This is a genomic window from Streptomyces sp. NPDC001002 (assembly GCF_053599215.1).
Window position 1 is genome coordinate 53,209 of record NZ_JBSFLV010000013.1, and the last position, 24,088, is coordinate 77,296.

The following is a 24,088-nucleotide window of genomic DNA, read 5'->3' on the forward strand; positions in this document are numbered from 1 at the left end:
GGGCACTGACAACGGCCCGCCGGCCGGTCTCCGGAGCCGCACGGCAGGCCCGTCCACGTCCCTCAACATCTGGTCAAAACTGCTTCTGTGATTGGCATGGACCTGACTGGATGTCGTCGCTAAGCTCTGCCGCGCAGGCTTGAGAGCGCTCTCACGCACCCGCTGTTCCACCCCACCTTGTTGGAACGACGAAGGGCAACTCCCTTGAGACGCAAGCGACTCCTGCACGCGGGCCTGGCGGCCCTGCTGATGCTCGGCGGCTTGACCGCCGCGAGCACGCTGCCCGCGGCGGCGAACGACTCGACCGCATCCCCCTCCACCCGACCCGCCTCGGCCGGACTGCTGTCGGCCATGCAGCGGGACTTCGGCCTGACCGAGTCCCAGGCCGAGGCCCGCCTCAAGGCCGAGGCGACCGCCACCGACATCGACCCGAAGGCGCGCAAGGCGGCCGGAGCGGCTTACGGCGGCTCCTGGTTCGACGCGTCGACCAACCGGCTCACCGTGGCCGTCACGGCGAACGCCTCCGCCACCACCCGCCAGGCCGTCCGCGCCACCGGCGCCACGATCCGCACGGTCCGGCACAGCGCACGAGAACTCGACGCGACCAAGGCGCGCATCGACCGGCTGAACGCCCCTGCGGGCGTGAGCAGTTGGCACGTCGATCCGACAGCCGGCGCGGTCGTCGTCGAGGTCGTCCGCGGCGACCGAGCTGACAACGATGTCCGGCGCTTCCTGGCCCAGGCCCGCGCAGCGGGTCCGGTCACCGTCGAGACGGTCGCCTCGGCGCCCGGCACCTTCGCGGCCGGCACGGTCGGCGGCGACCCGTACTACACGGGCAACGTCCGCTGCTCCATCGGCTTCTCGGTGTACGGCGGCTTCGTCACCGCCGGACACTGCGGCCAGCCCTCGGCCGCCGTCTACGGCTGGGACCGCTCCTACGTCGGCAATTTCCAGGGCTCCTCGTTCCCGGACAACGACTACGCGTGGGTCAGCGTGGGCAGCGGCTGGTGGACGGTTCCGGTCGTCCTCGGTTGGGGCACCGTCTCCGACCAGTTGGTGCGCGGCTCGGCCGTGGCGCCCGTCGGCTCCTCCATCTGCCGCTCGGGCTCGACCACCCACTGGCACTGCGGCAACGTCCTGGCCCTGAACGAGACCGTCAACTACAGCCAGGGCGCGGTGCGTCAGCTCACCAAGACCAGCGTCTGCGCCGAACCCGGCGACTCCGGCGGCTCGTTCATCAGCGGCGACCAGGCCCAGGGCGTCACCTCCGGCGGCTGGGGCAACTGCAGCAGCGGCGGCGAGACCTGGTTCCAGCCCGTCAACGAGATCCTCAACCGGTACGGCCTGACCCTGCACACGGCCTGACCGCACTCCTGGCTCAGGGGGCCTTCGCCGCCCGGCGACGGCGAAGGCCCCGGGTGCGGGTCGGGCCGCAGGTCCCGGCTAGGGCGTCGGAATGCCCGCCGGCCGGGCCGGGCGGCCCAGCCGTACCGGGACGCCGGGGGAGTACAGCACGCTGACCGGTGGGTTGGTCGGGGTGGGGAGGCCGGCCGCGGTGACCAAGTCCTCCTTGCAGGTGAGGAGTTCCGCGCGGTGCAGGGGCCAGCGTGGGTGGTCGTTCGGGAGGTAGGCCAAGGGGTCGGGGCCGCCGAAGAAGGCGTTGTGCATGCCCCAGCGGGCGGTGAGGAAGTGTTCCAACTCCGTTGGTTCTCCGATGGGTTCACCGGTCCTGACCACGATGTCGCTGTGCGCTCCGCGTGGGCCCGGCCAGCGGCGGGAGCTGCGGTAGGCGACGGTGTCGCCGTCCGTGCGGACGGTCATCCGGGACCACAGGTACGGCAGCCGGAAGCCGAGGCGGCCCATCACCACCGGGATCAGCCGGGAGGCGTCCATCGAGCGGAACACGACACCCCGCCGTCCGTGCGCGTCCACCGAGTAGAGCCGCACATTGGTCTCCGGGAAGGTACCGAGGTACGGCACCCCGGGCAGCCGCAGCCAGCCCACCCGGTGCATCCGGAAGGCGACGAGCCCGACGAAGGTGACCCCGTCATGCGTGTCCGGGACGGTGCCGGGCGGCAACAGCGGTGCCACGACGTCCGGTTGGACGGCCCAGTGGATGAAGGTGAGGTCGAGCCACTGCTGGGTGAGGAGCGGGGCACGTATGAGGGCGGGCGCGTCGGGTGTGACGGGGGCGGGGTTCGGCACGAGGGTCAGGATGGCAGAGGGGAGAGTCGGGTCATAGCGTGGGGGATGCCCCGGAAGGGTCCGTGACGGTCGAGGTGATGGTGACGCGATGTGCTGGAGTGCGACGGCAGATCTCTGGGCGGGTACCGCCATCGCCTCCGTCGGCGCGGTCTGCGTGGCCCGGACCCGGCGTCGCAGGGACCTGCCCCTAGCCGCGCTGCCCCTGGTGCTCGGCGCCCACCAGCTGGTCGAGGCCCAGGTCTGGCACAACGGCGGCGGCACCGGACCGGCCACCGTCGCCTGGGCCGTCATCGCCCTGCCGCTGCTCGCGGTATTCGTGCCCGTCGCCGTGCTGTGCGCCGCTCCGGCCCGGGCCAGGCCCCGGCTGTTGATCCCGCTGGCCTCCGGCGTCCTGACCGCCGCCGTGCTGGCCTACAGCCTGGCCACTCGTACCGTGCGCGCCGACATCCGCGGCCACACCGTCGGCTACGTCATCGGCCTCGACCACGGGCGCCCGCTCATCGCGAGCTACCTGCTCGCCACCGTCGGCGCGCTGCTGCTCGCCGGTGACCGGTGGCTCGTAGGACTGGGCGTGCTGGTCGGCGTGGGGGCCGTGATCTGCTCGGCGCTGTGGCGGACGGAGTTCGTCTCGACCTGGTGCGCGCTCGCGGCCGTGTGCTCCGTGGTGCTGCTCGGCTGGGCGGGGCGACGGCCGGCGTATCACCCGGCCGGTGTCGGAATCTGATCCCCGACCGGTCGCCGGACCGTCACCTGTGCGCATGATGGGCTCGAAACGAGTTCCTATTACCGGAGGAACAGATGGACATCGGGATCGGCCTTCCCAACACGGTTCCCGGCACCGAACCACCGACCCTGCTCGACTGGGCCCGACAGGCCGAGGGAGCGGGATTCAGCACCCTCGGCACCATCGGCAGGCTCGTGTACCAGGGCTATGAGGAGCTGATCGCCCTCACCGCGGCCGCCGCCGTCACCAGCAGGATCCGCCTGACGACCAGCGTGCTGCTCGCGCCGCTGTACGAGAACGCCGCGCTGCTGGCCAAGCAGGCCGCGTCACTCGAACGCATCTCCGGCGGGCGCTTCGTCCTGGGTGTGGGGCTCGGCGGGCGTGACGACGACTATGCCGCCAGCGGGCTGTCCACCAAGGGCCGCGGGCATCGCTTCGAGGAACAGATCGACGACATGAAGCGCATCTGGGCGGGCGAGGAGCGCGGATTCGCCGGCGGGATCGGTCCTGCGACGGTGCGTGCGGGCGGCCCCGAGCTGATCCTCGGCGGTTCGACCGACGTGAGTTTCCGGCGGGTGGCCAAGCTGGCCGACGGCTGGATCATGGGCGGCGGCTCGCCCGACATGTTCGCGCAGGCCGCGGTCGGTGTGGACACCGCCTGGCAGCAGGCCGGCCGCGAGGGCAAGCCCCGCAAACTGTCCCTGGCCTACTTCGGGCTCGGCCCGAACGCCCGCGCCCAGGCGGACGGATACCTGCTGGACTATTACGGCTTTCTCGGTGACGCCGCTGCTCAGGTCGCCGGGAGCGCCGCGGTGACCCCGGACATGGTCAAGTCGTACGCCGCCGCGTTCGAGGCCGCCGGCTGCGACGAGCTCATCTTCGTCCCCACCGGTTCCGGCCTGGAGCAGATCGAGCTGCTCGCGGCGGCGATCGCCTGACGGTCAGTCCGGCGGAGCCGCAGTGCTCCGCCGGACCAGCAGGCGGGCCGGCACCAGATCCGTGCCGGGGCGCGGCTCGCCACCGGTACGGATCTGCTGGAGCACCTTGCGCACACACCGGCGGCCCACCTCCGCGAAGTCCTGGTGGACGGTGGTGAGCGGCGGCACGAAGTACGCGGCGTCCGGGATGTCGTCGAACCCGACCACGCTGACATCGTCCGGCACGGACCGCCCGCGCTCGTGGAACGCGCGCAGCAGACCCAGCGCCATCTGGTCGTTGGACGCGAACACGGCCGTGCAGTCGGCTTGTTGAGCCAGCGCGAGTCCGGCCGCATACCCCGACTCGGCCGACCAGTCACCGTGCAGCGGCGGCGGCACCGGGCGCCCCGCCTCCTCAAGTGCCGCTCGCCAGGCCTCGGTTCGGCGCTGCGCGGAGAAGGACGTCTCCGGCCCGGTCACATGCCATACGGTCCGGTGGCCCAGGTCGAGCAGGTGTTGTACGGCCATGCTGGCGCCCGCGCTCTGGTCGGTGTCGACCACGCTGTAGCGGTCGCCGGCGTCCGAGTCCACGACCACGACATGTACCCCGGGCGGGAGTTGGAAGGAGCCGGTACCGGTGTCGAGGAGATGGATCTCCATGATGACGATCACGGCGTCGACCGCCAGCTCGCCCATACGCGTGAAGGCCCCCAGGACGTTGTCCTGCGTCGGGACGTCGATCGGGATCAGCGTGATCGCGTACCCCTCGGCCGCCGCGTGCGTGGCGATCGCCTCCACGGTTCGGCTGTTGCCCGTGGAGGACAGGCTGAACAGGATCACGCCGATGGTGTTGAACTGGCCGTAACGCAGCGCGCGCGCCGCGCTGTTGGGCCGGTAGCCCAGCTCCCGCATCGCGGCAAGCACCTGCTCCCGGGTCGAACCGACCACCCCGGCCTGGCCGTTGGAGACCCGCGAGACCGTCTGCGACGAGACACCCGCGAGCCGGGCCACGTCGGCCATGGACACGCGCTGCTTGCGCCGCCCGCCAGGCACGCCCGAACCGCCCCGCTCCACCACGGCTGCCTCCTTCGACCGGTGCCCGATGTGCCCACGCGCACCGGATGTTACGTGTGGGAAACCTTGACGGTCGCCGGAGCGGATGTCACGATTCCGGCGCCTCCGAGTTTACGTAAACATCGTCCGCGGCGATCCCGAGTCCGCCACCCGCCCCCACTCCTGCCGCCTCTTGCCGCACAGCATGTTTACGTAAACATCCGGTCCTCCTGAAAGGGCACGTCGATGCGCAAGACCCCTGCCACGAGCCGCCGCACTCCTCGGCTGCGCGCCGCCTTCGTGGCGCTGGCGATCACCGCGATCAGCGGAGCGACCCTCACGGGCACCCCCGCCTCCGCCACCGCGCCGAGCACCGGCACGACCCAGTTCAAGGGCGTGAACTGGGCCGACCCGCGCGACAACTTCGCCGACGACCTTCTCCAGCTGTCCGGCCTCTCGACGACCGACGGCTACGCGAAGACGTACGCCAAGGCGACCCGGATCATCGCGGCCTTCCGCGCCAACCTCGGCGCCAACACCGTGCGGCTGCCGATCAACCCGTACACCGTCAACGGCGCGTACTGGAAGTCGTATCGTGCGGTCGTCGACGCGGCCTCGGCCCAGGGCTTCAAGGTGATCGTGTCCTACTGGGAGGGCACCGGCGCCCAGAAGGACGGCTACATCGACGACGAGACCACGTACTGGCCCATGTGGAACACCGTGGTCAAGGCCTACAAGCACAACCCGCTGGTCTACTTCGAGCCGATGAACGAACCGCACGGCTACACCGACGCCGAGTGGGCCGACATCGCCGCCAAGTGGCTGGCCACCTACCCGTCGGTGCCCCGCAACCGCGTCTTCGTCAGCGGCGCCGGCTACAACGACCACGTCACCTCGGTCTGCGCCGACCCGCGCCTGAAGGGGACCTATCTGTCGCTGCACCACTACGGCTTCTGGAAGAGCTACGCCACCTACGACGAGTGGGTGGCCGACCTCAAGGTGCGCATCGGCGACTGCGCGGGGCGTACCGTCGCCGACGAGTTCGGGGCGCCGATGACCACGGGCCTCGACTACAACAAGGCGACTCCGGACGACAACTTCGTCAACTTCATCCAGGCCGTCACGGACACCTTCCGCGAGCTGGAGATGGGGTCGGTGTACTGGCCCGGGCTGCGCACGGACGACACGTACTCCATCCAGACCCTGACCGGTCCGGTCGCCCGTCCCTGGCTGGCCACCACCAACCAGTCGGGCGCCGACCGCCTCGCCTGGGCCTGGGGCCGGGGCAAGCCGGTCAAGCCCTGACAACTCGGTTCACACGGCCGACCGCGGTGCGCCCGCCCGCGGCCGGCCGTTCGGCGTCGGCTCAGGCCGCCGCCGGGCGGACCAGCCCCGACTCGTAGGCGAAGACCACCGCCTGCACGCGGGCCCGGGCGCCGATCTTGGCGAGGATGTGGCTGACGTGGGACTTCACGGTGGTCGGCGCGATGGAGAGCCGCTCGGCGATCTCGGCGTTGGACCAGCCGGAGGCGACACCGGAGAGGATGACGCGCTCGCGCCCGGTGAGCGTGTCGAGGCCCACTTCGCGGATGGCGCGGGCGGGTTGCTGCTCGCGGACCGCCTCGATGAGGGCGCGGGTCAGGTCGGGCGTGATGACGGCGTCTCCCGAGGCCACGATCCGGACTGCGGCGATCAGTTCCTCGGCCGTGGCGTCCGGCTGGAGGAATCCGCCGGCGCCGGCGCGCAGAGCCGCATAGGGATAGGCCTCACCGTCGGCGGGTGTCAGGACCAGCACGCGGGGCTGGCGCTCGCCGACCCGCCCTGACCGGGTGATACGGCGGATGGCGTCGACGCCGATCGTGTGGGAGAAGCGGTCGTCCACCAGGACCACGTCGGGGTGGAGTGCGGCACTCTCACGAACCGCCTCGTCCGCGCTCGTCGCCTCGCCGACGACGGTCAGATCGGGCTCGGCGGCCAGCAGCATGCGCAGGCCGAGTCGCTGCAGTGAGGGTGCGTTGACGATGAGTACGGAGGTCATGGCGGGGCCCTTCGTGAACGAAACGGTATCGTTCCCCTAGGCCTTCAGCGTAGACCCGCACCTATCGAAACGCTAGCGTTTTTCTTCTGTGGTTTCGATCACCATGTGCCTCGGCTGAACGTCCGCCGCGACACACCCGTACCTCCTGTCGGACCAACACGGAGCAGGAGGCCCTTTGTTCCAGCAGCGAGCGCGAATCGGCGTCGATCGCGTCCCGTCCCCGGCCCGGCTGCCGCGGGCCGCCGCCCTCGTCGGCGGCCTGGCCCTGCTGCCCCTGGCCGTGGCGTGCAGCGGAGGCGAGGACGACCGCGCGGAGACCAGGACCGGCAAGATCGCGGTGACCGCCGCTCCCGAGGCCGGGGTGGTGGCACCGGCCAAGGTCGAGGTGATCGCCGGGCTGATCGGCTGCACGCCCAAGATCCGGGTCGACGCGGACGAACTGCGGCAGGGCGTGTGCCACACCAAGGCGGCCGACCAGGTCATCACCACGTTCCCCGAGGAGAAGTACAAGCTCGCCTGGCTCGACGCGGCCAGCGGCTACGGCGGACAGCACCTCGTCGGCTCGCGCTGGGTGGTCAGCGCGCAGCCGGCCAAGCTGAAGGAGTTCCGCACCAAACTGGGCGGCGAGATCCAGCAGTTGCGCGGCATCGGCCCGGCCGCCCCGAGCGCCTCCTGACGGCGGCCGCGGCGGGTCTACCCGAACGTCACCTCGGCCGTCGCGTGCCGCTCCTCCCGGTGCGTGGCCACCCGCAGTGCGGCACCCTCGTCGGTCGGGGTGCCGCAGGCCGCGATGTGCTCGCCGCCGAAGACCGGCTTGTGGAGCCGGTACGACAGTGAGCGCACCGGCCGGAACGGCGCCTGGCGGCGGGGGAGTTCGAGCATGAGCAGGGCGAGCAGCGGGCCGTGGACCAGGAGGCCGGGGTAGCCCTCCTCGTCGCGGCAGTACGGGGCGTCGTAGTGGATCCGGTGCGCGTTCGCGGTGAGGGCGCTGAACCGGAAGAGCAGCGCGGGATCCGGGTGCACGGCGAGCTGCCAAGGGGAGTTGGCTTCGGGGAGGGCCGACTCGTCGAGGGCGCCCGGGTGTTGACCCGCACTGCGGCCCGACCGGTACACGCTGTCCTGCTCCTCGACGAAACAGACCCGCCCGCGCTGCCGGAACTCACGGCGCTCGGTCACGAAGAGCAGCTCCCCGGTGCGCCCTTGCTTGGCGGTGAGCGCGCCCAGGCTGCTCACGCGCTCGGCCGGTTCGCCCAGGCGCAGCGGCTCGCGGATCTCGCAGCGGCCTCCGGCCCACATGCGCTGGCGTTGCGGGATCCGCGGCAGGAAGTGGCCTTCGAGCGGATGGCCGTCGGGTCCCAACCGGCCCTGTGCGGGCCAGTTCAAGAAGTACAGCCAGTGCCACAGCGGAGGCAGCGGCTCGCCGTCCTTCGCCACGGCCTCGGGCAGGTCCAGGACCGCCGACAGGGCGGCCACCGGACCGACGGGCAGCGGATCCTCGTCCGTGACCGGACCCGGGGTCCACGACTCCACGTACGAACCGAGCGGGGTGGCGGCTGACGCGGTCGCCGGCCTGTTGTCGGACTCCATCGTCCTCCTGTCCTCGGAACTGCTCACCGGTCCTGCTCGCCCCCGCCCGCCAGTTGGTCCGCGAGGCACGCGAGGTACAGCGCCATCGTGGTGCGGTGCTCGCGCAGGGGGCGGCCGGTGATCTGCTCGATCTTGTTCATCCGGTAGATCACCGTATTGCGGTGGATGTGCAGCGCGGCGGAGGTCCGTACGAGATGGAAGCCGCTCTCGCACCAGGCGGTCACCGTGTCGCGCAGCGACGGCCAGTCGGGCTGGGCGCGCAGTTCGGCCGTGGTGAGTTCGATCAGCCGGCTGCGGGCGGGCTGGCCCACGGCCGCCAGGAGTTGGTGGACCCGGAGGTCGGTGATCAGGTGGACGGCGGAACCCTCCGTCATCCGGGCGCCGAGCCGCAGCGCGTCGCAGGCGTCCTGGTAGGAGTCGTGCAGTCCACCGACCGAGGAGGCCGCCTCGCCGATACCGGCGCGGGCGCTGAGCCCGTCCTGCGCGGCGATCACATCGGTGACCCGTCGGCACGCGGCGAGCAGGGCGTCCGTCGGCTGCTGCGCGGGCAGCCGGCTCAGTACGCCGATCCAGCCGGGGGCCGTCGAGGCGACGACGTCCTGCGGGTCGGCGAAGACCTCACGGACCGTGCGCAGCAGTTCCGAGCGGACCAGTGCCATGTCGTGGGTGGGTGCGCTGCGGCGCCCGGCGGCCGGGTCGGGCACGGTCACCTCGATGGCCACCGCGGCCCGCGGCAGCCGCAGGTCGAAGCCGAGCTCGGCGGCCCGGAACATCAGGAACTCGCCCTCGACGACCTGCGGATCGTAGGAGGCGATGTCGGTGAGCAGCTTCTCCGAGGCCCGTTCGGCGAGCAGCCGCGAGCGCAGCATCACCGACTCACGCAGCAGGATCTCCGTCTGCCGCTTCACCAGCAGCCCGAAGCGGCGCACTTGTCCGGGCGTACCGGTGATCCCGACCGTGCCCACCGCGCGTCCGCCTGTCACCAGCGGCAGTGTGACGCCCGGCCGTACCCCGCGCAGCAGCCCGGCCTGCGAGGCGCTGTGGGTGGCGGGTTCCTGGGTGCGTACGACGTCCACGGACGCCTCGTGGAAGGTGCCGACGCGGCTGCTGTCGCCGCTGCCGATGACCATGCCCTCCGCGTCCGTGATCAGCACGTTGAACCCGATGACGGCGGAGGTGTCCGCGGCGATCTCCTGGGCGAGCGACGGGCTCAGCATGGGTGTTCCTCCCGCCGGCAGCCGGTGCGGATCTGGGCGCACCGTACAGGGGAGGGGTCCGTATCGGCCACAACTCTGTACGAAGTGACCGGTGACGTGATCCGAACCGGTCTCTAGCGTATGCCCCCAATCAAGGTCCCCGCCGAGGGCACAGCGCGGTGAACGGCGGGTCCCGTTCAGTACCCGGAAGCGCCCGTGAGCGCCCGGACGGAAGGCCCAAGCCGATGACACGTGCACGCTCTCTCGCGTCCGCCCTGCTGGCGACTCTCCTGCTGTCCACCGTCTCCGCCTGCGGTTCCGGCGACGACGCCCCCAAGAACGTGTCCGCGAAGGTCGCCGCCCTGGGCACGCTGACGCCCGGCGTCATCAAGGTGGCCGTCCAGCCGTACGCCCCCTACACCAGCGTCCAGGGCGACAAGATCGTCGGCCTGGACGGCGACATCCTCGGTTACGTCGCCAAGAAGCTGGGCCTGGAGATCAAGCCCCAGGTCACCGACTTCGCCGGCATGCTGGCCGGCGTCCAGTCCCGCCGCGTCGACCTCACCATCGGCGGTGTCGCCTGGTCCGCCGACCGGCAGAAGCAGGGCCTGTTCACCGACCCGCCCTACTACTCGCCGCCCGCGATGGCCGTGCGCAGCGGAAAGACGTACAAGACGGTCGACGACCTCAAGGGCCTCGACCTCGGCACGGTCGAGGGCTATGTCTGGGTCAAGTCGATACAGGCCGTGCCCGGCGCGAAGCTGCACGCCTACCCCGACGCCAACGGCGTCTTCGACGACCTCGGCGCCGGCCGCGTCGACGTCGGCTTCCTCGACCCGCTGATCATCATCGCGGCCCAGAAGGAACGCCCCGACCTGAAGATCAAGACGGAGTACCTGACCCCGCCGACCGCCGCCGAGGTCAAGGCCGAGCCCGCGTACGCCTATTTCCAGCCGTACCAGACCGGCTTCTACCTCCCCAAGAAGGCCACCAAGCTGGAGCAGGCGATCTCCGCGCAGATCGACGCGATGTACACCAACGGCGAGTTGGCGAAGCTCGTGAAGAAGTACGGCGGTGACCCCGAGCAGTTCCTGAAGCCGGCCGCCGATGTCGCCGGCGCGCGGCGCGGAGTGGACCGGCCCGCCGACTGGACGCCCCCGTCCATCGCCAAGTGAGGGGATGACATGTCCGGTCTCTTCCAAGTCCCCTGGTCCGACTACCGATCCGACCTGCTCGACGCGCTCGGCCGTACCGTCTCCTACACGGTGGTCAGCTTCGCCGGCGCGGTCCTGCTTGGCCTGGCGGTGGCCCTGCTCCGGCTGAACCGCGCCTGGCCCGCGCGAGCCGTCGCCGCCGTCTACACCGAGGTGTTCAAGAACGTCCCGCTGCTCGCCATCATCTTCCTGACCTACTTCGGTCTGGCCTCCGCGGGCATCCGGCTCGACGTGTTCACCGCCGGCTGCCTCAGCCTGATCGTCTTCTACGCCGCCTACCTCTCGGAGATCTTCCGCTCCGCCATCAGCGGCGTCCACACCGGTCAGACCGAGGCCGGTGAGGCGCTGGGCCTCGGCAAGGTGGGCATCTTCGTGCACGTCGTCCTGCCGCAGGCGGTCCGGCAGGCGTTGCCCGGCACCAACACCATGCTGGTCGACCTGCTCAAGTCCACCTCCCTCCTGGTCACCGTCTCGGCCGCCGAGCTGATGTCCGAGGGGCGGCTCATCACCTCGGCGACCTTCCGCGCGCTGGAGGTGTATCTCGTCATCTCCGCCCTCTACTTCGCCCTGTGCTACCCGCTCTCCCAACTCCTCCTGCTGCTGGAACGCAAGGTCCGCGCGGGCGTCCCGCTGTCGCCCTGGCGACGACGCCGAGTCCGTGCCGCCCGTGCGCTGCTCGCCAGCGACCTCGACACCCGCACCGACCGCAAGGAGGCGGTCGTATGACTGAGCCTGTCACCACGACCACCGAACAGACCGGCCCGGCCGCGACCGGCGAGGCGGTGGTACGGATCCGGGGGCTGCGCAAGTCGTTCGACGGGCGGCTCGTCCTCGACGACGTGGACCTGGAGGTCGACCGCGGCCGCATCGTGAGCGTCATCGGGCAGAGCGGCGGCGGCAAGACGACGCTGATGCGCTGCGTCAATCTGCTGGAGCGGCCCGACCGGGGCACGGTCGAGGTGGCCGGAGAGGTGGTGCACCGCGACGGCCGGACCGTCTGCCGCGACCTGCCACGACTGCGCCGTACCGTCGGCATGGTCTTCCAACGGTTCAACCTCTTCCCGCACTTGACGGCCGTCGAGAACATCGTGCTGGCCCAGCGCAAGGCGGGCGTCGCCGAACCGGAGGCGCTGGAGCGGGCCGTCACCCTGCTGCGCCGGGTCGGCGTGGCCCACCGCGGCCTCGCCCTGCCCGACCAGCTCTCCGGCGGTGAGCAGCAACGGGTCGCCATCGCAAGGGCGTTGGCGCTCCGGCCCGAGGTGCTGCTCTTCGACGAACCCACCTCGTCCCTGGACCCGGAGGCCACCCGTGAGGTGCTCGGCGTGATGCGCGAACTGGCCGCGGAGGGTATGACGATGCTCCTGGTCACCCATGAACTCCCCTTCGCCCGCGAGGTGTCGGACCACGTCGTGTTCGTCGACGGCGGCCGGATCGTCGAGGAGGGCCGCCCGCAGGACGTCCTCGACCACCCGGCGCAGACCCGCACCAGAGAGTTCCTCACGGCGTACGGATCCGGGACGTGAGCGCCGTCAACAGCTCGAACGGGCTGACCGGCGACGATCCCGTCGTGGTCGTCGGCGGTGGAGTGGTGGGACTGTGCACCGCGTACTACTTGGCCCGGGCGGGCCTGCCCGTCGAGGTCGTCGAGCGGCGCGGCCTGGCCTCCGGGGCCTCCCGGGGCAACGCGGGCTGGGTCTGCCTCAGCCACTCAACTCCTGTTCCCGCCCCCGGAGTTGTGCGCTACGCGCTCCGCTCCCTGGGCCGACCGGACTCGCCCCTGTACCTACGGCCGCTGCCCGACCCGGCGTTCGTGCGCTGGCTGTGGCGGTTCTGGCGCAGCAGCACCCCGGCCGCCTTCCGGCGCGGCTACGCGGCGATCGCCGAACTGAACCGCGACACCTTCGCTCTCTTCGACGAGCTGCGCGCGGCCGGCGTCGACACGACCCTGACCCGACCCGGCATGGTGCACGCCTTCCTGTCGGCGACCGAGGCCCGCCAACACCTCGCCGTCCAACGGGAGATGGCGGCCGGCCGCTATCCCATGCCGGACGACGTCGTCACCGGCGACGAGGCCCGGCTGCTCGACGACGCGCTCTCGCCGCAGGTACGGGCCGCCTACCTTGTCGAGGGAGAGGGCGTCGTGGACCCGGAGGCGTTCGGGCGCGGGCTCGGCGAGGCGCTCGCCGCGTCGGGGGTGAAGGTCCACGAGAACACGGAGGTCGACGGGTTCCGTACGCATGCCGGACGCGTCACGGCCCTGCGCACCGGCGACGGCGAGATCCCCTGCTCGGCCGTCGTCATCGCGGCCGGGATGCGCTCGGCGGGGCTGCTCGGTTCGCTGGGCCGCCCACTGCCGCTCCAGGCCGGCAAGGGCTACAGCTTCTCGGTCGACCTCGACCCGGCACCCCGGCACACGCTCTATTTCGGCGAACGCCGAGCCGTCGCGTCGCCGATCGCCGGCACCACCCGGATCGGCGGCACGATGGAGCTGAGCGGCAACAACAACCGCCTCGACTGGCGCCGGATCGTCGCCGTCGCCCTCGCCAGCCGCCACTATCTGGGCCGCTGGTTCGACGACCCGGACGACCTGGTGAGTCTGATCCGGGACCCCTGGGTCGGCGGCCGCCCCTTCCTCCCCGACGGCCTCCCGGTCATCGACCGCGTCCCCGGCTACGGCAACGCCTTCGCCGCCACGGGCCACGGCATGCTCGGCGTGACGCTGGGCCCGGTCACGGGCCACCGGCTCAGCGAGTACGTCCGCACCGGGCGCCGCCCGGAGGGCCTGGCGCCGTTCCGGTTCGATCGGGTGCGGTAGTTCCGATCGGGGACGGCAGTGAGGCGAAGCTCGCACCCAGGGTTCCGTCCCGACGGTGAACTCAGTTGATGAACCGCGCCGTCGAGCGGACATGGTGGGCGCCCCGATACCCCCGTACCCGCCGTACGAGGTCCTCGGCTGCCGTCGGCCAGTCCGGGTGGTCGAAGTCGAAGCCCGCGTCCAGCAGGCGGCCGGGGACGACGCGGCGGCTCTTGAGGAGGAGTTCGGTGTCCGAGCGAAGCGCGAACGCGCCGAGCTCGGCCATCGCCTTCGTCGCGGGCAGGCCCACCGAGGTGCCCCAGGCCTCGCGGAGGTCACGCATGAAGTCCCGTTGCGGCAGCGGGTTCGGGGCGGCGAGGTTCACCGGTCCGCTCAAGTCGTCCCGCTCGACCAGGAATTCGACCGCGCGGACGAAGTCGTGGTCCTGGATCCAGGAGACGTACTGCGCGCCGCCCGCGACCGGGCCGCCGAGGCCGAGCCGCACAAGGCGCAGCAGGACGTCGAGGACACCGCCCCGGTCGGGGCTCATCACCATGGCCGAACGGAGCGCCACCTTGCGGGTGTGCGGGGTATCGGCCTCCTCCAGCTCCCGCTCCCAGGCCCGGGCGATCTCGATGCTGTAGACCCAGTAGTCGGGGACGTCCGGCTCGGTGCCGCCGATGACACCCGTCGTCTCGTCGTTCGGCGCGTCGAAACGGTGGGAGTAGATGGTCGCGGTGCTCATCTGGAGCCAGACGCGGGGCGGTCGGGCAGCGGACGCGATCGCCTCGCCGACGGCCCGCGCGGAGTCCACCCGTGAGTCCATCATCGCCCGCAAGTTCGCGGGCGTGTAGCGGCAACTGACGCTCCGCCCCGCCAGGTTGATCACCACATCGCTGCCGTCGATCACCTCGGCCCAGGGGCCCTGGCGCACCCCGTCCCACGGGATGTCGCCAGGGCGTCCCGGCCGTCGGCTCAGCACCACGACCTCATGACCGGCCGCGGTCAGCTCGCGGCGCAGCAGCGTCCCCACCTGCCCGGTGCCCCCGGGAATCACGATCTTCATCCGGCTCGCCCCCTCTGTTCTCGGAGCGAGCATACGCCGGTGTTGAACGTGTTCAAAACGGCGGGGTGGCGCCTCCTGGGGTTGGTCAGTGCCGGGGCTGGTACGCCTTGGGCAGGCGTAGGCCGCGGTCGGCCATGATCTGGCGGACGCGGTCGGGGTAGTCCGTGATGATGCCGTCGATGCCCATGTCCATGAGCGCCTCGATGGTGGCCGGATCGTCACAGGTCCACGGGATGACCTTGAGGCCCCGGGCGTGGGCCTCGGAGATCATCTTGGGGTCGGGGTAGAAGCGGAAGTCCGGGTCGCCGATCTTGCCGCTCTGCGGGAAGCCGTAGTTCGGGGAGAGCGCCTTGACACCGGGAATGGTGGCCGCCGCCTTGACGAAGTCGCCGTCGTAGTCGTCGGCGTCGATGCCGCCCAGCCAGGGGGAGGCGCCGGGCTGGCCGACCTGGAGGAAGTCGTAGTTGGTGAGCGCGACCAGCGGCCACCTCGGCGCCAGCTTGTGCATCGCCTTCAGCGCACCCCAGTCGAAGGACTGGATCGTGACCTGGTCCTCGATGCCGGAGCGGTGGATCTCCTCGTAGACGCGGCGCACGAACAGCTCACGCGGGGCGGTCTGTTCGGGCGCGCCCGCCTCGACCTTCGTCTCGATGTTCAGCTTGACCTGCTTGGCGCGGTAGCTCTTGACCAGGTTCAGGACGTCCTTGAGCTCGACCATCCGGAAACCCTTGACCACCTCCTGCTGCGGGAACCCGGGCAGTTGCTGGTAGCCGCAGTCCAGAGTCTTGATCTGAGCCAGCGTCAAGTCCTTGATGTACTTGCCGACATACGGGTACATCGGGTCGCCGGGCGTGACCGGCGCCGTGTCCCTGCACTTCACCCCGCTGATCTGCCGGTCGTGGTTGACGACGACCTTGCGGTCCTTGGTGATGTGGGTGTCCAGCTCCAGAGTGGACACCCCGAGCCGCAGGGCCTTGCCGAAGCCCTGCAGCGACTCCTCGGTCGTCAGGCCCAGACCGCCGCGATGGGCCTGCAGATCGAACAGGGCTCTGTGCGCGGGCGGTTGGGGCGTGTGCGCCGTCGTTGTCGCGTGGGCGGCCGTCGGGAGGGCGAGCACCGGCGCCAGCGCCAGGCCGGCGAGGGCATGTCGTGCGGACATCGAAACCTCACTCGTGTCGGTTCGGGCGAGCAGGAGACGCTAGTTGAGCCACGGGCGTACGCAACAGCGTGGACATGTTCCCGCCATGAACCCTCACCGAACGGCCGCCCGGCCTCACCCGCGCGGCCCCGCTTCACAGCCGTACTCCTCGTGCTCGTCAGCCGCGCAGATAAGCCCCGAGCCGGGCGATCGCCGACGGGTTGCGCGGGCTCTCCACCAGGTCGACGTAGTCGAGGACGAAGATCCGGCGGTGCTTGACGGCGGAGACATTGCGCAGCGGGGCGTACGACAGCAGGAACTTCCGCTTCTGCTCGGCGCTCACGTCCCCGTAGTCGCAGATCACGATGACGTCAGGGTCCCGCTCGACGACGCTCTCCCAGCCGACGGTGGTCCAGGAGTCGGCCAGGTCGTGCATGACGTTCGCGCCGCCGGCCGCGCTGATGATCTGGTCCGGGGCGGCGTAACGGCCGGACGTGAAGGGCTGATCCTGGCCGCTGTCGTAGAGGAAGACCTTGGGACGCTTCGCCGGCGCCTTCGCCTCGACGTCGGCGATCTGCTTCTTGAAGCCCGCGATGAGGGTGGCGGCCCGCTGCTGCACCCCGAACAGCTTCCCGAGGTTGGTGAGGTCCTCGTACAGCGCGTCCAGCGGCGGCATGATCCCGCGCGAGGTCTCCGTACGGCCGTTGTGGCACGACTCGGTGAGGGTGTACGTGGGGATGCCGAGCTTCTTCAGGCTGTCCGGGGTGAAGCCGTCGGCCTCGCTGAAACCGTAGTTCCAGCCCGCGAAGACGAGGTCGGCGCGGGCGTCGAGGACGTTCTCCTTGGTGAGTTGGTCCTTGGAGAGCCACTTGACCTTCTGGTAGCCGTCCTTCCACCGGACGTCGCTGAGGTCGCCCTTGTCGTCGGGCATCGCGAACCCGGCCATGCGGTCCTCCAGACCGAGCGCGAACATCAACTCGGTGATGCCGACGTCGTTGGTGACCACGCGGTCGGGGACCTTGTCGTAGGTCACCTTGCGGCCGCAGTTGGTGAGCGTGACGACGGTGGACTTCGCCTTCGCGTCGGCCTGCGGTTCGACGGTGGCGCCGCAGCCGGTGGCGGTCGCGGCGAGACAGAGGGCGGCGATGAGCAGCTTGCGCACAGGGATCCTTACGCGGGTGGGGGCAGGGTTCTTACGAGGGGTTGGGTGCAGGGTTCTTACGAGGTGGCGGGGAGCAGGTCGAACAGCAGCTGGACCGCGCCCGTCTCCGGGTGCCGCACGGGATGCGCGCGCACCCCGAACACCTCGGCGAGCAGGGCTGGTTGGAGAACCTCGTACGGCGGCCCCGAGGCGACGATCCGGCCGCCCGCGACGACGTACAGCCGATCGCAGTGCGCGGCGGCCAGGTTGAGGTCGTGCAGGGCGGCCAGGGCGGTCAGACCGCTGCGCCGGACCAGCGCGAGCACGTCCAACTGGTGGGCGATGTCGAGGTGGTTGGTGGGCTCGTCGAGGACCAGCACCCGGGGCTGCTGGGCCAGCGCGCGGGCGATGAGGACGCGCTGCCGCTCGCCGCCGGACAGCGCGAGGAAGCCGCGCTCGGCGAGATGATCGACGCCCGTGCGCTCCATGGCCTCGGCGCACACGGCACGGTCCCGCGCGGCCGTCCGGTCCAGGTGCGGCAGTCGCCCCATGGCGACCACTTCGGCGACCGTGAAGTCGAACTCCGCCGCCGACTCCTGGGGCAGCGCGGCCAACACCCGCGCGGCGGCCCGGGATTGCATGCCGTGCACGTCCTCGCCGTCGAGCCGTATCGCACCCTGGTCCGGCCGCAGCGCCCGGTACACACACCGCAGCAACGTCGACTTGCCGCTCCCGTTGGGCCCGACGAGACCCACGAACGCCCCGCTGTCCACGGCGAGTTCGATGTCCTCGACCAGCCGGGCACCGGCCACTTCGACGGTCACGTCGGTGATGTCGAGCCGCATGATCAGCGCCCTCCGAACGCATAGTGGTTGCGCCGCATGAGCAGCGGAGAGGCAGGCGCCCCGGCTGCAGGGATGATGTCTTCGGCGGGCAACTCGGTGCGTGAGAGCGGGAGTTGCGGCAGCGCGTCCGCCCGCTCGACCGGTATGCCGTCCAAGTGGAGCCGCATGGTCAGCGGCCTCTCCGCCCGATCGACCGTCACGCCGTCCGTGTCGATCCGCACGCTCACCGCCCCCCGAACGCATAGCCGCCCCGCCGCATCAGCAGCAGAAACGCGGGCACCCCGACCACGGCCGTGATCACGCCCACCGGCAACTCAGCCGGTGCCAGCAGGAGTCGGGACAGTACGTCCGCCCAGACCAGGAGCACGGCGCCGACCAGGGGGGCCACGGCCAGCACCCGGCGGTGGTCGGCGCCGACGAGCATCCGGACGACGTGCGGCACCATCAGGCCGACGAAGCCGATCGCCCCGCTGACCGCGACCACCGTCCCGGTCACGGCGGCGGTGACGAGGAACAGTTCCCGGCGCAGCCGGCCCGGCCGGACGCCGAGCGCGGCGGAGGTCTCGTCGCCCATGGCCAGCGCGTTGAGCGACTCGGCCCGCCATCGCAGCCACGCCCACCCTGCCGTCACGGTCACCGCGGCGAGCGGCACTTGGACCCAGGTCGCGCCGCCCAGGCTGCCCAGCAGCCACATCATCGCCGACCGGGCAGCCTCGCCCCGGGCCGCGCCGAACACCATCACGGTGGTCACGGCCTCGAAGCCGTACGCCAGTGCCGTCCCGGTCAGGACCAGGCGCAGCGGGGTGAGTCCGTGCGGGGAGCGGGCCACGGCGTAGACCAGGACCATCGCCGCGAGTGCCGAGGCGAACGCCGAAGCGGACAGTGCCCACACCCCGAGCCCCGCGAACGCCCCGAGCAGGATGACCGCGTTGGCGCCGACCGCCGCGCCCGAGGAGATGCCCAGCACGAAGGGATCGGCGAGCGCGTTGCGGACCATGGCCTGCACGGCCACGCCGACGGCCGCGAGCCCCGCCCCGACGACCGCGCCGAGCACGACCCGTGGCAGCCGGATCTCCCAGACGATGGTGTACGCGGCGGCGTCATCGGCATGCACGGTCCCACCGGTGAGCCCGGCCCACAGAAATCGGAACACCTGAGCCCAGCCGATCCCGGCCGCGCCGAGCCCGACCCCGCACACGAGCGAGACCAGGAGCAGCAGGACCAGGCCGATGAGCAGCGGCGGCACGGGTATGCGGGTGGGGGTGGCACTTCGGCGCACGGCGGGGGTGGTCCTTCACCTGGGGCCACCTGTGGGACCTCAAGCAGGAGACAGCCCGTACGACCGTGCCGGCCGCGCGGTCCCCTCTCGCAGTCCACGGCGAGCAGTCGACGGGTCGCGCCACCCACAGGCGATCGGGCTCACGCGGCAGGCCGTTCTCACAGTGCCGCGCACACCGTTGCGGGTCAGCGCCGGACTCTCACCGGACTTCCCCCGCGGGAGGCTCCGGGAGCGTAGCAAACGCACAAAAGGGGTCTGTCACCCAGGTCCTTGCTGCCGCACGCGCCGGGCGACCTCGCTGTCCTCGGTCTCCCACCAGGGACGGACCATGTCCGGCCCCGCCGACTGCGCGACCGGGACCAGGTCAGTGTCCAGGCGTCGGTCCAGTACGACGTTCCGGGCCCGCTCCGTGCGGGCCCACTGCACGAGGATCGCGAGCAAGAAGGGGAGGGCCACCAGTTCGGCGATGCTGATCATGGCGCCGCCACCGATCTGCTGGTCGTGGTGGACGTCCGGCGCCCAGGGCGGGGCGTGGTGCAGATACCAGGCGCCGGCGATCAGCGTGCCGTGGGTCATCACGACGACACCCGGCACGGCGTCCACGATCCCGTCGAGGAACACCAGCGCGGCCCGGACCGGGTGGGTGCACCAGCCGGGCAGCGCCTCCTCGCCGGTCAGCACCGGCACCACGAACAGACAGCCGGCGAGCAGCAGATGCAGATACATGAGGTCGTGCAGCGGACCGTACCGCAGCGCGGTCGCGAAGTACGGCGTGAAGTACACCGTCAGCTCGGTCGCCAGCACCAGCGCCGTACTGACCAGCGGGAAGGTGAGCAGTCGTACGACCCGTCCGGTCATCGCCCGCCGCAGCCGGCCGGCCGGGCCCTCCGGCAGCGCCCGCAGCGCGAGGCCCAGGGGGTCGCCCAGGGCGAGGCCGAGGGGCGCGACCAGGTCGAGGAGGACGTTCTGGACGGCGGCCGGCCAGAACAGCACCCGGTCGTAGACCGCGAGACCGGACATCGTGGCCGCCGTGAGTGTGCCGAGGCCCAGCAGGGCGAAGGCCGCGGTCCGGGCGACGGGCCAGCGCTCGCCCCGGCGTGTGAGCCGCAGTACAGCCGCTGCGTACAGGCCGCCCAGCAGGACGACGAGGAGCAGCGCGGGCACGTCCAGTCGCCAGGAGGAGAGCAGCCGTCCCGCGGTGAGCTCCGGCAGACTCCCCATCACCAGGTCTCTCCTCGCTCCGTGTCGCGTCCGATGCGCGAGGGACGTTACGCCGCGTGGAATACCGACACCGGCCATACATGGGGCGAAACAGGCGACTTCGTACCAGTCTCATACCAACTTCCTACGAACAGCGCCGACTTCCTGTGAAAATCGTCGGCCCGTGGAATTGATCGTGTCGACCCACTCGCAGTCGTCCGCCGCGAGAGGCACTCTTGACGACGTGCGTACTGTTTCGCGACGTTTGAGAACTGCGGGAATCCGTGTCCCGGGGGTGGATCGGGGGCGGAGGCGGGTACACGTCGTGGATCGGCGGGTAATCAAACAGTGGCGCGTCGCGCACAGCGCGTCACGGGGGGAGCAGATCAGACGTGGAAGTGACGATCCACAGACTTGAAGACTTGACCGCCTCGCTCCGAGCGGCTTGGCACGGGGCGATGGACGAGTCGCCCGAGTACTCGAATCCCTTTCTCGCACCGGAGTTCGCGCTCGGGGTGGCCAGACAGCGGGACGCGGTGCGGTTGGCCGTCCTGCGGCAGGAGGGGAAGCCGGTCGGCTTCTTCCCGTACGAACGAGACGCTCTGGGTGTGGGCCGGGCCATTGGTCTCGGCCTTTCGGACTGTCAGGCCCTCGTGCACCGGCCCGGAGTGACCTGGGACGCCCAGGAGTTGCTGCGGGCCTGCGGGCTGTCGATCTTCGAGTTCGACCATCTGGTCGAGGAGCAGAAGCCGTTCGGCGCCTATGTGACGGGCCGGTTCGCCTCGCCGGTGGTGGATCTGAAGCCCGACGAGAGCGGCTACGCGCAGTGGCTGCGCGGCGCGTACCCGGGACTGGCCAAGACGACGCTCAAGAAGGAACGTCGCCTCGGGCGTGACGTGGGCGAGGTGCGGTTCGTCTTCGACGAACGGGACCCGGCCATGCTGCGCACGCTCATGCGCTGGAAATCTGCCCAGTACCGCAGGACCGGCAGGATGGATCGTTTCGCCCGGCAGTGGATCGTCGACCTGGTGGACGACCTCTTCCAGGTCCGTGAGGAACACTTCACCGGCGTGCTGTCCGTGCTGTACGCGGGCGACCGGCCGGTGGCCGCGCACTTCGGACCCAGATCGCGCACGGTGCTCGCGGCCTGGTTCACCGCCTACGACCCCGACCTGCACTACTACTCGCCGGGACTGATGATGCACCTGCGCACGGCCGAGGCCGCGGCCCGGGCCGGGGTGACGATGATGGACCTGGGGCGCGGCGACAAGGAGTACAAGGACTGGCTCAAGACCCGCGAACTGCGCGTCGGCGAGGGCTTCGCCAGCCGCCCGCACCCGGTGGCGACGGCCTACCGCGTCTGGCGCAGACCGGTGCGCGGCCTGCGCAACACGGTCAACGCCCACCCCCGTCTCCGCGAACCCGCCGACCGCCTCCTGAAGACGGTCGGCGGCCTGCGTACCTCACGCCGGTCGCCGTCCGGTGGGGGAGCGGGCAGCGCTTCCTGACGTCGGTCGGTACGGGCGGGGCCTTCGCGGGCCCGCCCGGCGGTTGGGTCGGCGCGGCTCGACGCGTGTCTTCGGGGCCGGACCCGAGTTTGCCGAATCGGCAACAGGCTTCGCCTGGGCCGAGTCGGTCGCCGCATGATCGGTCTCGTAGCCGCAGACCGCAGGGCCGCCCGGTCAGCCGACCCGACGGTCCCCGCGCTCACCCGGGAGGACCCATGCCGCAGCCGACCCCCGCCGACCGCACGCACCGCCTGGTGCCCTCGCCCGCCGGCCGTACCCACCTCGTGGAGCAGGGCGAGGGCCCCCTGGTCCTGCTCGTCCACGGGTTCCCCGAGTCCTGGTACTCCTGGCGCCGGCAACTGCCCGCACTGGCCGCGGCCGGCTACCGCGCCGTGGCCCTCGACGTGCGCGGCTACGGCCGCTCCTCCAAGCCCGCCGCCGAGTCCGCGTACCGGATGCTCGACCTCGTCGAGGACAACGTCGCGGTCGTGGAGGCCCTCGGGGAGACCTCCGCCGTGATCGTCGGGCACGACTGGGGCGCGAACATCGCCGCCACCTCCGCGCTCGTACGCCCCGATGTCTTCCGTGCGGTCGGCCTGCTGAGCGTCCCGTACACCCCGCCCGGCGGTCCCAAGCCCAGTGAGGTCTTCGCGGGGATGGGCGGCGAAGAGGAGTTCTACGTCTCCTACTTCCAGGAGCCCGGCCGCGCCGAGGCGGAGATCGAGCCCGACGTACGCGGCTGGCTCGCCGGTTTCTACGCCGCTCTGTCGGCCGACACCATGCCCGAACCCGGCGCCCCCGACCCGCACTTCGTCACCCGCGGCGGCACGCTCCGCGACCGCTTCCCGCAGGGGCGCCGTCCCGCCTGGCTCGGTGAGGACGAACTCGACGTCTACGCGGGGGAGTTCGAGCGCAGCGGTCTCACCGGCGCGTTGAACCGCTACCGCAACATGGACCGCGACTGGGCGGACCTGGCCGGTCACCAGGGCGCCCCGATCCGCCAACCCTCCCTCTTCCTGGGCGGTTTGCTCGACGCGTCCACCACCTGGCTGGCCGACGCGATCGAGGCGTACCCCACCACGCTCCCCGGCCTGACCGCCTCCCACCTCCTCGAAGGATGCGGCCACTGGATCCAGCAGGAGCGGCCCGAGGAGACCAACCGGATCCTGGTGGAGTGGTTGGACGGGCTCGCTGCATGACGTGAACGGGTGGGCGTAGGGGCCGAGTTACCAGGTCGGGATGAGGCCGCCGTCGATCCTGATGTCCGCGCCGAGGACGTTCCCGGACCGGGGACCCGCCAGGTACAGCACCGCTTCAGCGACCTCGGCGGGCTGGGTGAACCGGCCGCTCACCATGGACCGCGCGGCCCCCTCCGCGACCGAGGCCCGGTCGGCGCCGGTCGCCCGGCCGACCGTGGCGGCCACCCCGCTGTCCGACAGCCACAGATCGGTGGCGACCGGTCCGGGACTCACCGTGTTGACCCGGATGCCCTGCCCGCCGACCTCCTTCGACAGCCCCTTGGAGAAGGCGGCGACGGCGGCCTTCGAGACGCTGTAGTCGAGGACCAGGGGATCGGGCAGGGAGGAGTTGACCGAGGCGATGGTCACGATGCTGCCCTCGCCCCGCGCGAGCATCACCGGAAGCACGGCTCGGGTGGCCCGCACGGTCGTCAGCAGGTTGACCGAGAGCGTGGACAGCCAGTCCTCGTCGGTGATGGACAGGAACCCGTCCGGGCGGACCGGAGCGGCGCCGACGTTGTTGACCAGGATGTCGATACGGTCGCCCGCCCGCTCCACCAGCAGGGCGGGACCATCCTGCGTGGCGAGGTCGACCTCGACCACCTCGACCGCTCCGGACTTGGCCAGCTCCGCCAGTTCGTCGGAGGTGTGCCGGGCACCCGCGACCACCCGCGCGCCCTCGGCGGCCAGCGCCCGGACGACGGCGAGGCCGATGCCCCGGCTGGCTCCGGTGACGACCGCGGTGCGACCGTCCAGTTCGTGGACCATGAGGTGCTCCTAGGTGTCGGGGACGAACCTCTCCCAGCAGCCAGAGTGACTCAGGAACCACCCTGGCGCAGGGCGAACGCCATGGGCGGGAGAAGAACGACAGACATCAGGGTCGCCCTCAAGATCCACAGGCCCGAGGGCCGCCCTCAGATCCGTCCTGCCCCCTGATACGCCCCA

General features: G+C 71.0%; 24 protein-coding genes. 11 read left to right on the forward strand and 13 right to left on the reverse strand.

Annotated elements, in window-relative coordinates:
* Positions 1-204: 204 nt before the first annotated feature.
* Positions 205-1,365: a S1 family peptidase gene (locus ACWDR3_RS09250; RefSeq protein ID WP_450351832.1), complete on the forward strand. Its 1,161-nt coding sequence runs from the start codon at positions 205-207 to the stop codon at positions 1,363-1,365.
* A 78-nt stretch (positions 1,366-1,443) separates the two neighbouring features.
* On the opposite strand, the gene ACWDR3_RS09255 is transcribed toward ACWDR3_RS09250, so the two are convergent.
* Positions 1,444-2,205, reverse strand: a complete 762-nt coding sequence (locus ACWDR3_RS09255) for a YqjF family protein (protein ID WP_450351833.1) — start codon at positions 2,203-2,205, stop codon at positions 1,444-1,446.
* A gap of 88 nt (positions 2,206-2,293) precedes the next feature.
* Between ACWDR3_RS09255 and ACWDR3_RS09260 the strand changes: the two genes are divergently transcribed.
* Together ACWDR3_RS09260 and ACWDR3_RS09265 are read left to right on the forward strand one after the other, a co-directional pair.
* On the forward strand, positions 2,294-2,929 hold the full coding sequence (locus ACWDR3_RS09260; RefSeq protein ID WP_450351834.1) for a DUF6629 family protein: 636 nt from the start codon (positions 2,294-2,296) through the stop codon (positions 2,927-2,929).
* Positions 2,930-3,003: 74 nt separating this feature from the next.
* Complete coding sequence (locus tag ACWDR3_RS09265; RefSeq protein WP_450351835.1) at positions 3,004-3,867, forward strand: LLM class flavin-dependent oxidoreductase; 864 nt, start codon at positions 3,004-3,006, stop codon at positions 3,865-3,867.
* Between the two features lie 3 nt (positions 3,868-3,870).
* On the opposite strand, the gene ACWDR3_RS09270 is transcribed toward ACWDR3_RS09265, so the two are convergent.
* Positions 3,871-4,923 carry a LacI family DNA-binding transcriptional regulator gene (locus ACWDR3_RS09270; RefSeq protein ID WP_450351836.1) on the reverse strand — a complete coding sequence of 351 codons (1,053 nt, stop codon included), beginning with the start codon at positions 4,921-4,923 and terminating at the stop codon, positions 3,871-3,873.
* A gap of 222 nt (positions 4,924-5,145) precedes the next feature.
* Here ACWDR3_RS09270 and ACWDR3_RS09275 point away from each other — a divergent pair, with 222 nt between their 5' ends.
* Positions 5,146-6,204: a glycoside hydrolase family 5 protein gene (locus ACWDR3_RS09275; RefSeq protein ID WP_450351837.1), complete on the forward strand. Its 1,059-nt coding sequence runs from the start codon at positions 5,146-5,148 to the stop codon at positions 6,202-6,204.
* Positions 6,205-6,265: 61 nt separating this feature from the next.
* Here ACWDR3_RS09275 and ACWDR3_RS09280 read toward each other — a convergent pair whose 3' ends face one another.
* Positions 6,266-6,937 carry a LuxR C-terminal-related transcriptional regulator gene (locus ACWDR3_RS09280; RefSeq protein ID WP_450351838.1) on the reverse strand — a complete coding sequence of 224 codons (672 nt, stop codon included), beginning with the start codon at positions 6,935-6,937 and terminating at the stop codon, positions 6,266-6,268.
* A gap of 175 nt (positions 6,938-7,112) precedes the next feature.
* On the opposite strand from ACWDR3_RS09280, the gene ACWDR3_RS09285 reads away from it, so the two are divergent.
* Positions 7,113-7,613: a hypothetical protein gene (locus tag ACWDR3_RS09285; protein ID WP_450351839.1), complete on the forward strand. Its 501-nt coding sequence runs from the start codon at positions 7,113-7,115 to the stop codon at positions 7,611-7,613.
* Positions 7,614-7,630: 17 nt separating this feature from the next.
* Here ACWDR3_RS09285 and ACWDR3_RS09290 read toward each other — a convergent pair whose 3' ends face one another.
* Entirely contained in the window at positions 7,631-8,524 is an 894-nt protein-coding gene (locus ACWDR3_RS09290; protein WP_450351840.1) for a hypothetical protein, read from the reverse strand.
* A 23-nt stretch (positions 8,525-8,547) separates the two neighbouring features.
* A complete protein-coding gene (locus ACWDR3_RS09295) occupies positions 8,548-9,741 on the reverse strand; it encodes a CdaR family transcriptional regulator (protein ID WP_450351841.1) in 1,194 nt (397 codons plus the stop codon).
* Positions 9,742-9,965: 224 nt separating this feature from the next.
* Here ACWDR3_RS09295 and ACWDR3_RS09300 point away from each other — a divergent pair, with 224 nt between their 5' ends.
* Genes ACWDR3_RS09300 through ACWDR3_RS09315 form a run of 4 tightly spaced genes read left to right on the forward strand, consistent with a single transcriptional unit; the run spans position 9,966 to position 13,749 of the window.
* Positions 9,966-10,895, forward strand: a complete 930-nt coding sequence (locus ACWDR3_RS09300) for a substrate-binding periplasmic protein (protein WP_450351842.1) — start codon at positions 9,966-9,968, stop codon at positions 10,893-10,895.
* A gap of 9 nt (positions 10,896-10,904) precedes the next feature.
* Positions 10,905-11,660 carry an amino acid ABC transporter permease gene (locus ACWDR3_RS09305; RefSeq protein ID WP_450351843.1) on the forward strand — a complete coding sequence of 252 codons (756 nt, stop codon included), beginning with the start codon at positions 10,905-10,907 and terminating at the stop codon, positions 11,658-11,660.
* Positions 11,657-12,457, forward strand: coding sequence for an amino acid ABC transporter ATP-binding protein (locus tag ACWDR3_RS09310; protein WP_450351844.1), 801 nt, complete (start codon positions 11,657-11,659; stop codon positions 12,455-12,457). The genes ACWDR3_RS09305 and ACWDR3_RS09310 overlap by 4 nt, the downstream gene beginning before the upstream one ends.
* Positions 12,454-13,749: an NAD(P)/FAD-dependent oxidoreductase gene (locus ACWDR3_RS09315; protein ID WP_450351845.1), complete on the forward strand. Its 1,296-nt coding sequence runs from the start codon at positions 12,454-12,456 to the stop codon at positions 13,747-13,749. The genes ACWDR3_RS09310 and ACWDR3_RS09315 overlap by 4 nt, the downstream gene beginning before the upstream one ends.
* Before the next feature lie 61 nt (positions 13,750-13,810).
* Here the strand turns inward: ACWDR3_RS09315 and ACWDR3_RS09320 are convergent, their stop codons facing one another.
* The 7 genes from ACWDR3_RS09320 to ACWDR3_RS09350 form a co-directional block, all read right to left on the reverse strand.
* On the reverse strand, positions 13,811-14,794 hold the full coding sequence (locus ACWDR3_RS09320) for a TIGR01777 family oxidoreductase (RefSeq protein ID WP_450351846.1): 984 nt from the start codon (positions 14,792-14,794) through the stop codon (positions 13,811-13,813).
* A gap of 85 nt (positions 14,795-14,879) precedes the next feature.
* A complete protein-coding gene (locus tag ACWDR3_RS09325; protein WP_450351847.1) occupies positions 14,880-15,953 on the reverse strand; it encodes a glycerophosphodiester phosphodiesterase family protein in 1,074 nt (357 codons plus the stop codon).
* A 157-nt stretch (positions 15,954-16,110) separates the two neighbouring features.
* A complete protein-coding gene (locus ACWDR3_RS09330) occupies positions 16,111-17,094 on the reverse strand; it encodes an ABC transporter substrate-binding protein (RefSeq protein WP_450351848.1) in 984 nt (327 codons plus the stop codon).
* Positions 17,095-17,150: 56 nt separating this feature from the next.
* Positions 17,151-17,918 carry an ABC transporter ATP-binding protein gene (locus ACWDR3_RS09335; protein WP_450351849.1) on the reverse strand — a complete coding sequence of 256 codons (768 nt, stop codon included), beginning with the start codon at positions 17,916-17,918 and terminating at the stop codon, positions 17,151-17,153.
* Positions 17,919-17,920: 2 nt separating this feature from the next.
* The gene (locus ACWDR3_RS09340; protein ID WP_450351850.1) at positions 17,921-18,139 is read right to left on the reverse strand and encodes a hypothetical protein; all 219 of its coding nucleotides are present in this window, start codon (positions 18,137-18,139) and stop codon (positions 17,921-17,923) included.
* Between the two features lie 2 nt (positions 18,140-18,141).
* Positions 18,142-19,197 (reverse strand): FecCD family ABC transporter permease, encoded by a 1,056-nt coding sequence (locus ACWDR3_RS09345; RefSeq protein WP_450351851.1) that lies wholly within the window; start codon positions 19,195-19,197, stop codon positions 18,142-18,144.
* Between the two features lie 258 nt (positions 19,198-19,455).
* A complete protein-coding gene (locus ACWDR3_RS09350) occupies positions 19,456-20,418 on the reverse strand; it encodes a cytochrome c oxidase assembly protein (protein ID WP_450351852.1) in 963 nt (320 codons plus the stop codon).
* Positions 20,419-20,789: 371 nt separating this feature from the next.
* Between ACWDR3_RS09350 and ACWDR3_RS09355 the strand changes: the two genes are divergently transcribed.
* Both ACWDR3_RS09355 and ACWDR3_RS09360 read left to right on the forward strand, forming a co-directional pair.
* Positions 20,790-21,905: a GNAT family N-acetyltransferase gene (locus ACWDR3_RS09355; protein ID WP_450351853.1), complete on the forward strand. Its 1,116-nt coding sequence runs from the start codon at positions 20,790-20,792 to the stop codon at positions 21,903-21,905.
* A gap of 215 nt (positions 21,906-22,120) precedes the next feature.
* Entirely contained in the window at positions 22,121-23,104 is a 984-nt protein-coding gene (locus ACWDR3_RS09360) for an alpha/beta fold hydrolase (protein WP_450351854.1), read from the forward strand.
* Positions 23,105-23,131: 27 nt separating this feature from the next.
* On the opposite strand, the gene ACWDR3_RS09365 is transcribed toward ACWDR3_RS09360, so the two are convergent.
* The gene (locus ACWDR3_RS09365) at positions 23,132-23,911 is read right to left on the reverse strand and encodes an SDR family NAD(P)-dependent oxidoreductase (RefSeq protein WP_450351855.1); all 780 of its coding nucleotides are present in this window, start codon (positions 23,909-23,911) and stop codon (positions 23,132-23,134) included.
* Positions 23,912-24,088 lie beyond the last annotated feature (177 nt).

Coding starts and splice junctions, on each gene's coding strand:
- ACWDR3_RS09260 (WP_450351834.1), top strand. CDS start 2,294: ATGTGCTGGAGTGCGACGGCAGATCTCTGGGCGGGTACCGCCATCGCC.
- ACWDR3_RS09265 (WP_450351835.1), top strand. CDS start 3,004: ATGGACATCGGGATCGGCCTTCCCAACACGGTTCCCGGCACCGAACCA.
- ACWDR3_RS09275 (WP_450351837.1), top strand. CDS start 5,146: ATGCGCAAGACCCCTGCCACGAGCCGCCGCACTCCTCGGCTGCGCGCC.
- ACWDR3_RS09280 (WP_450351838.1), bottom strand. CDS start 6,937: ATGACCTCCGTACTCATCGTCAACGCACCCTCACTGCAGCGACTCGGC.
- ACWDR3_RS09290 (WP_450351840.1), bottom strand. CDS start 8,524: ATGGAGTCCGACAACAGGCCGGCGACCGCGTCAGCCGCCACCCCGCTC.
- ACWDR3_RS09295 (WP_450351841.1), bottom strand. CDS start 9,741: ATGCTGAGCCCGTCGCTCGCCCAGGAGATCGCCGCGGACACCTCCGCC.
- ACWDR3_RS09300 (WP_450351842.1), top strand. CDS start 9,966: ATGACACGTGCACGCTCTCTCGCGTCCGCCCTGCTGGCGACTCTCCTG.
- ACWDR3_RS09305 (WP_450351843.1), top strand. CDS start 10,905: ATGTCCGGTCTCTTCCAAGTCCCCTGGTCCGACTACCGATCCGACCTG.
- ACWDR3_RS09310 (WP_450351844.1), top strand. CDS start 11,657: ATGACTGAGCCTGTCACCACGACCACCGAACAGACCGGCCCGGCCGCG.
- ACWDR3_RS09320 (WP_450351846.1), bottom strand. CDS start 14,794: ATGAAGATCGTGATTCCCGGGGGCACCGGGCAGGTGGGGACGCTGCTG.
- ACWDR3_RS09325 (WP_450351847.1), bottom strand. CDS start 15,953: ATGTCCGCACGACATGCCCTCGCCGGCCTGGCGCTGGCGCCGGTGCTC.
- ACWDR3_RS09335 (WP_450351849.1), bottom strand. CDS start 17,918: ATGCGGCTCGACATCACCGACGTGACCGTCGAAGTGGCCGGTGCCCGG.
- ACWDR3_RS09350 (WP_450351852.1), bottom strand. CDS start 20,418: ATGGGGAGTCTGCCGGAGCTCACCGCGGGACGGCTGCTCTCCTCCTGG.
- ACWDR3_RS09360 (WP_450351854.1), top strand. CDS start 22,121: ATGCCGCAGCCGACCCCCGCCGACCGCACGCACCGCCTGGTGCCCTCG.
- ACWDR3_RS09365 (WP_450351855.1), bottom strand. CDS start 23,911: ATGGTCCACGAACTGGACGGTCGCACCGCGGTCGTCACCGGAGCCAGC.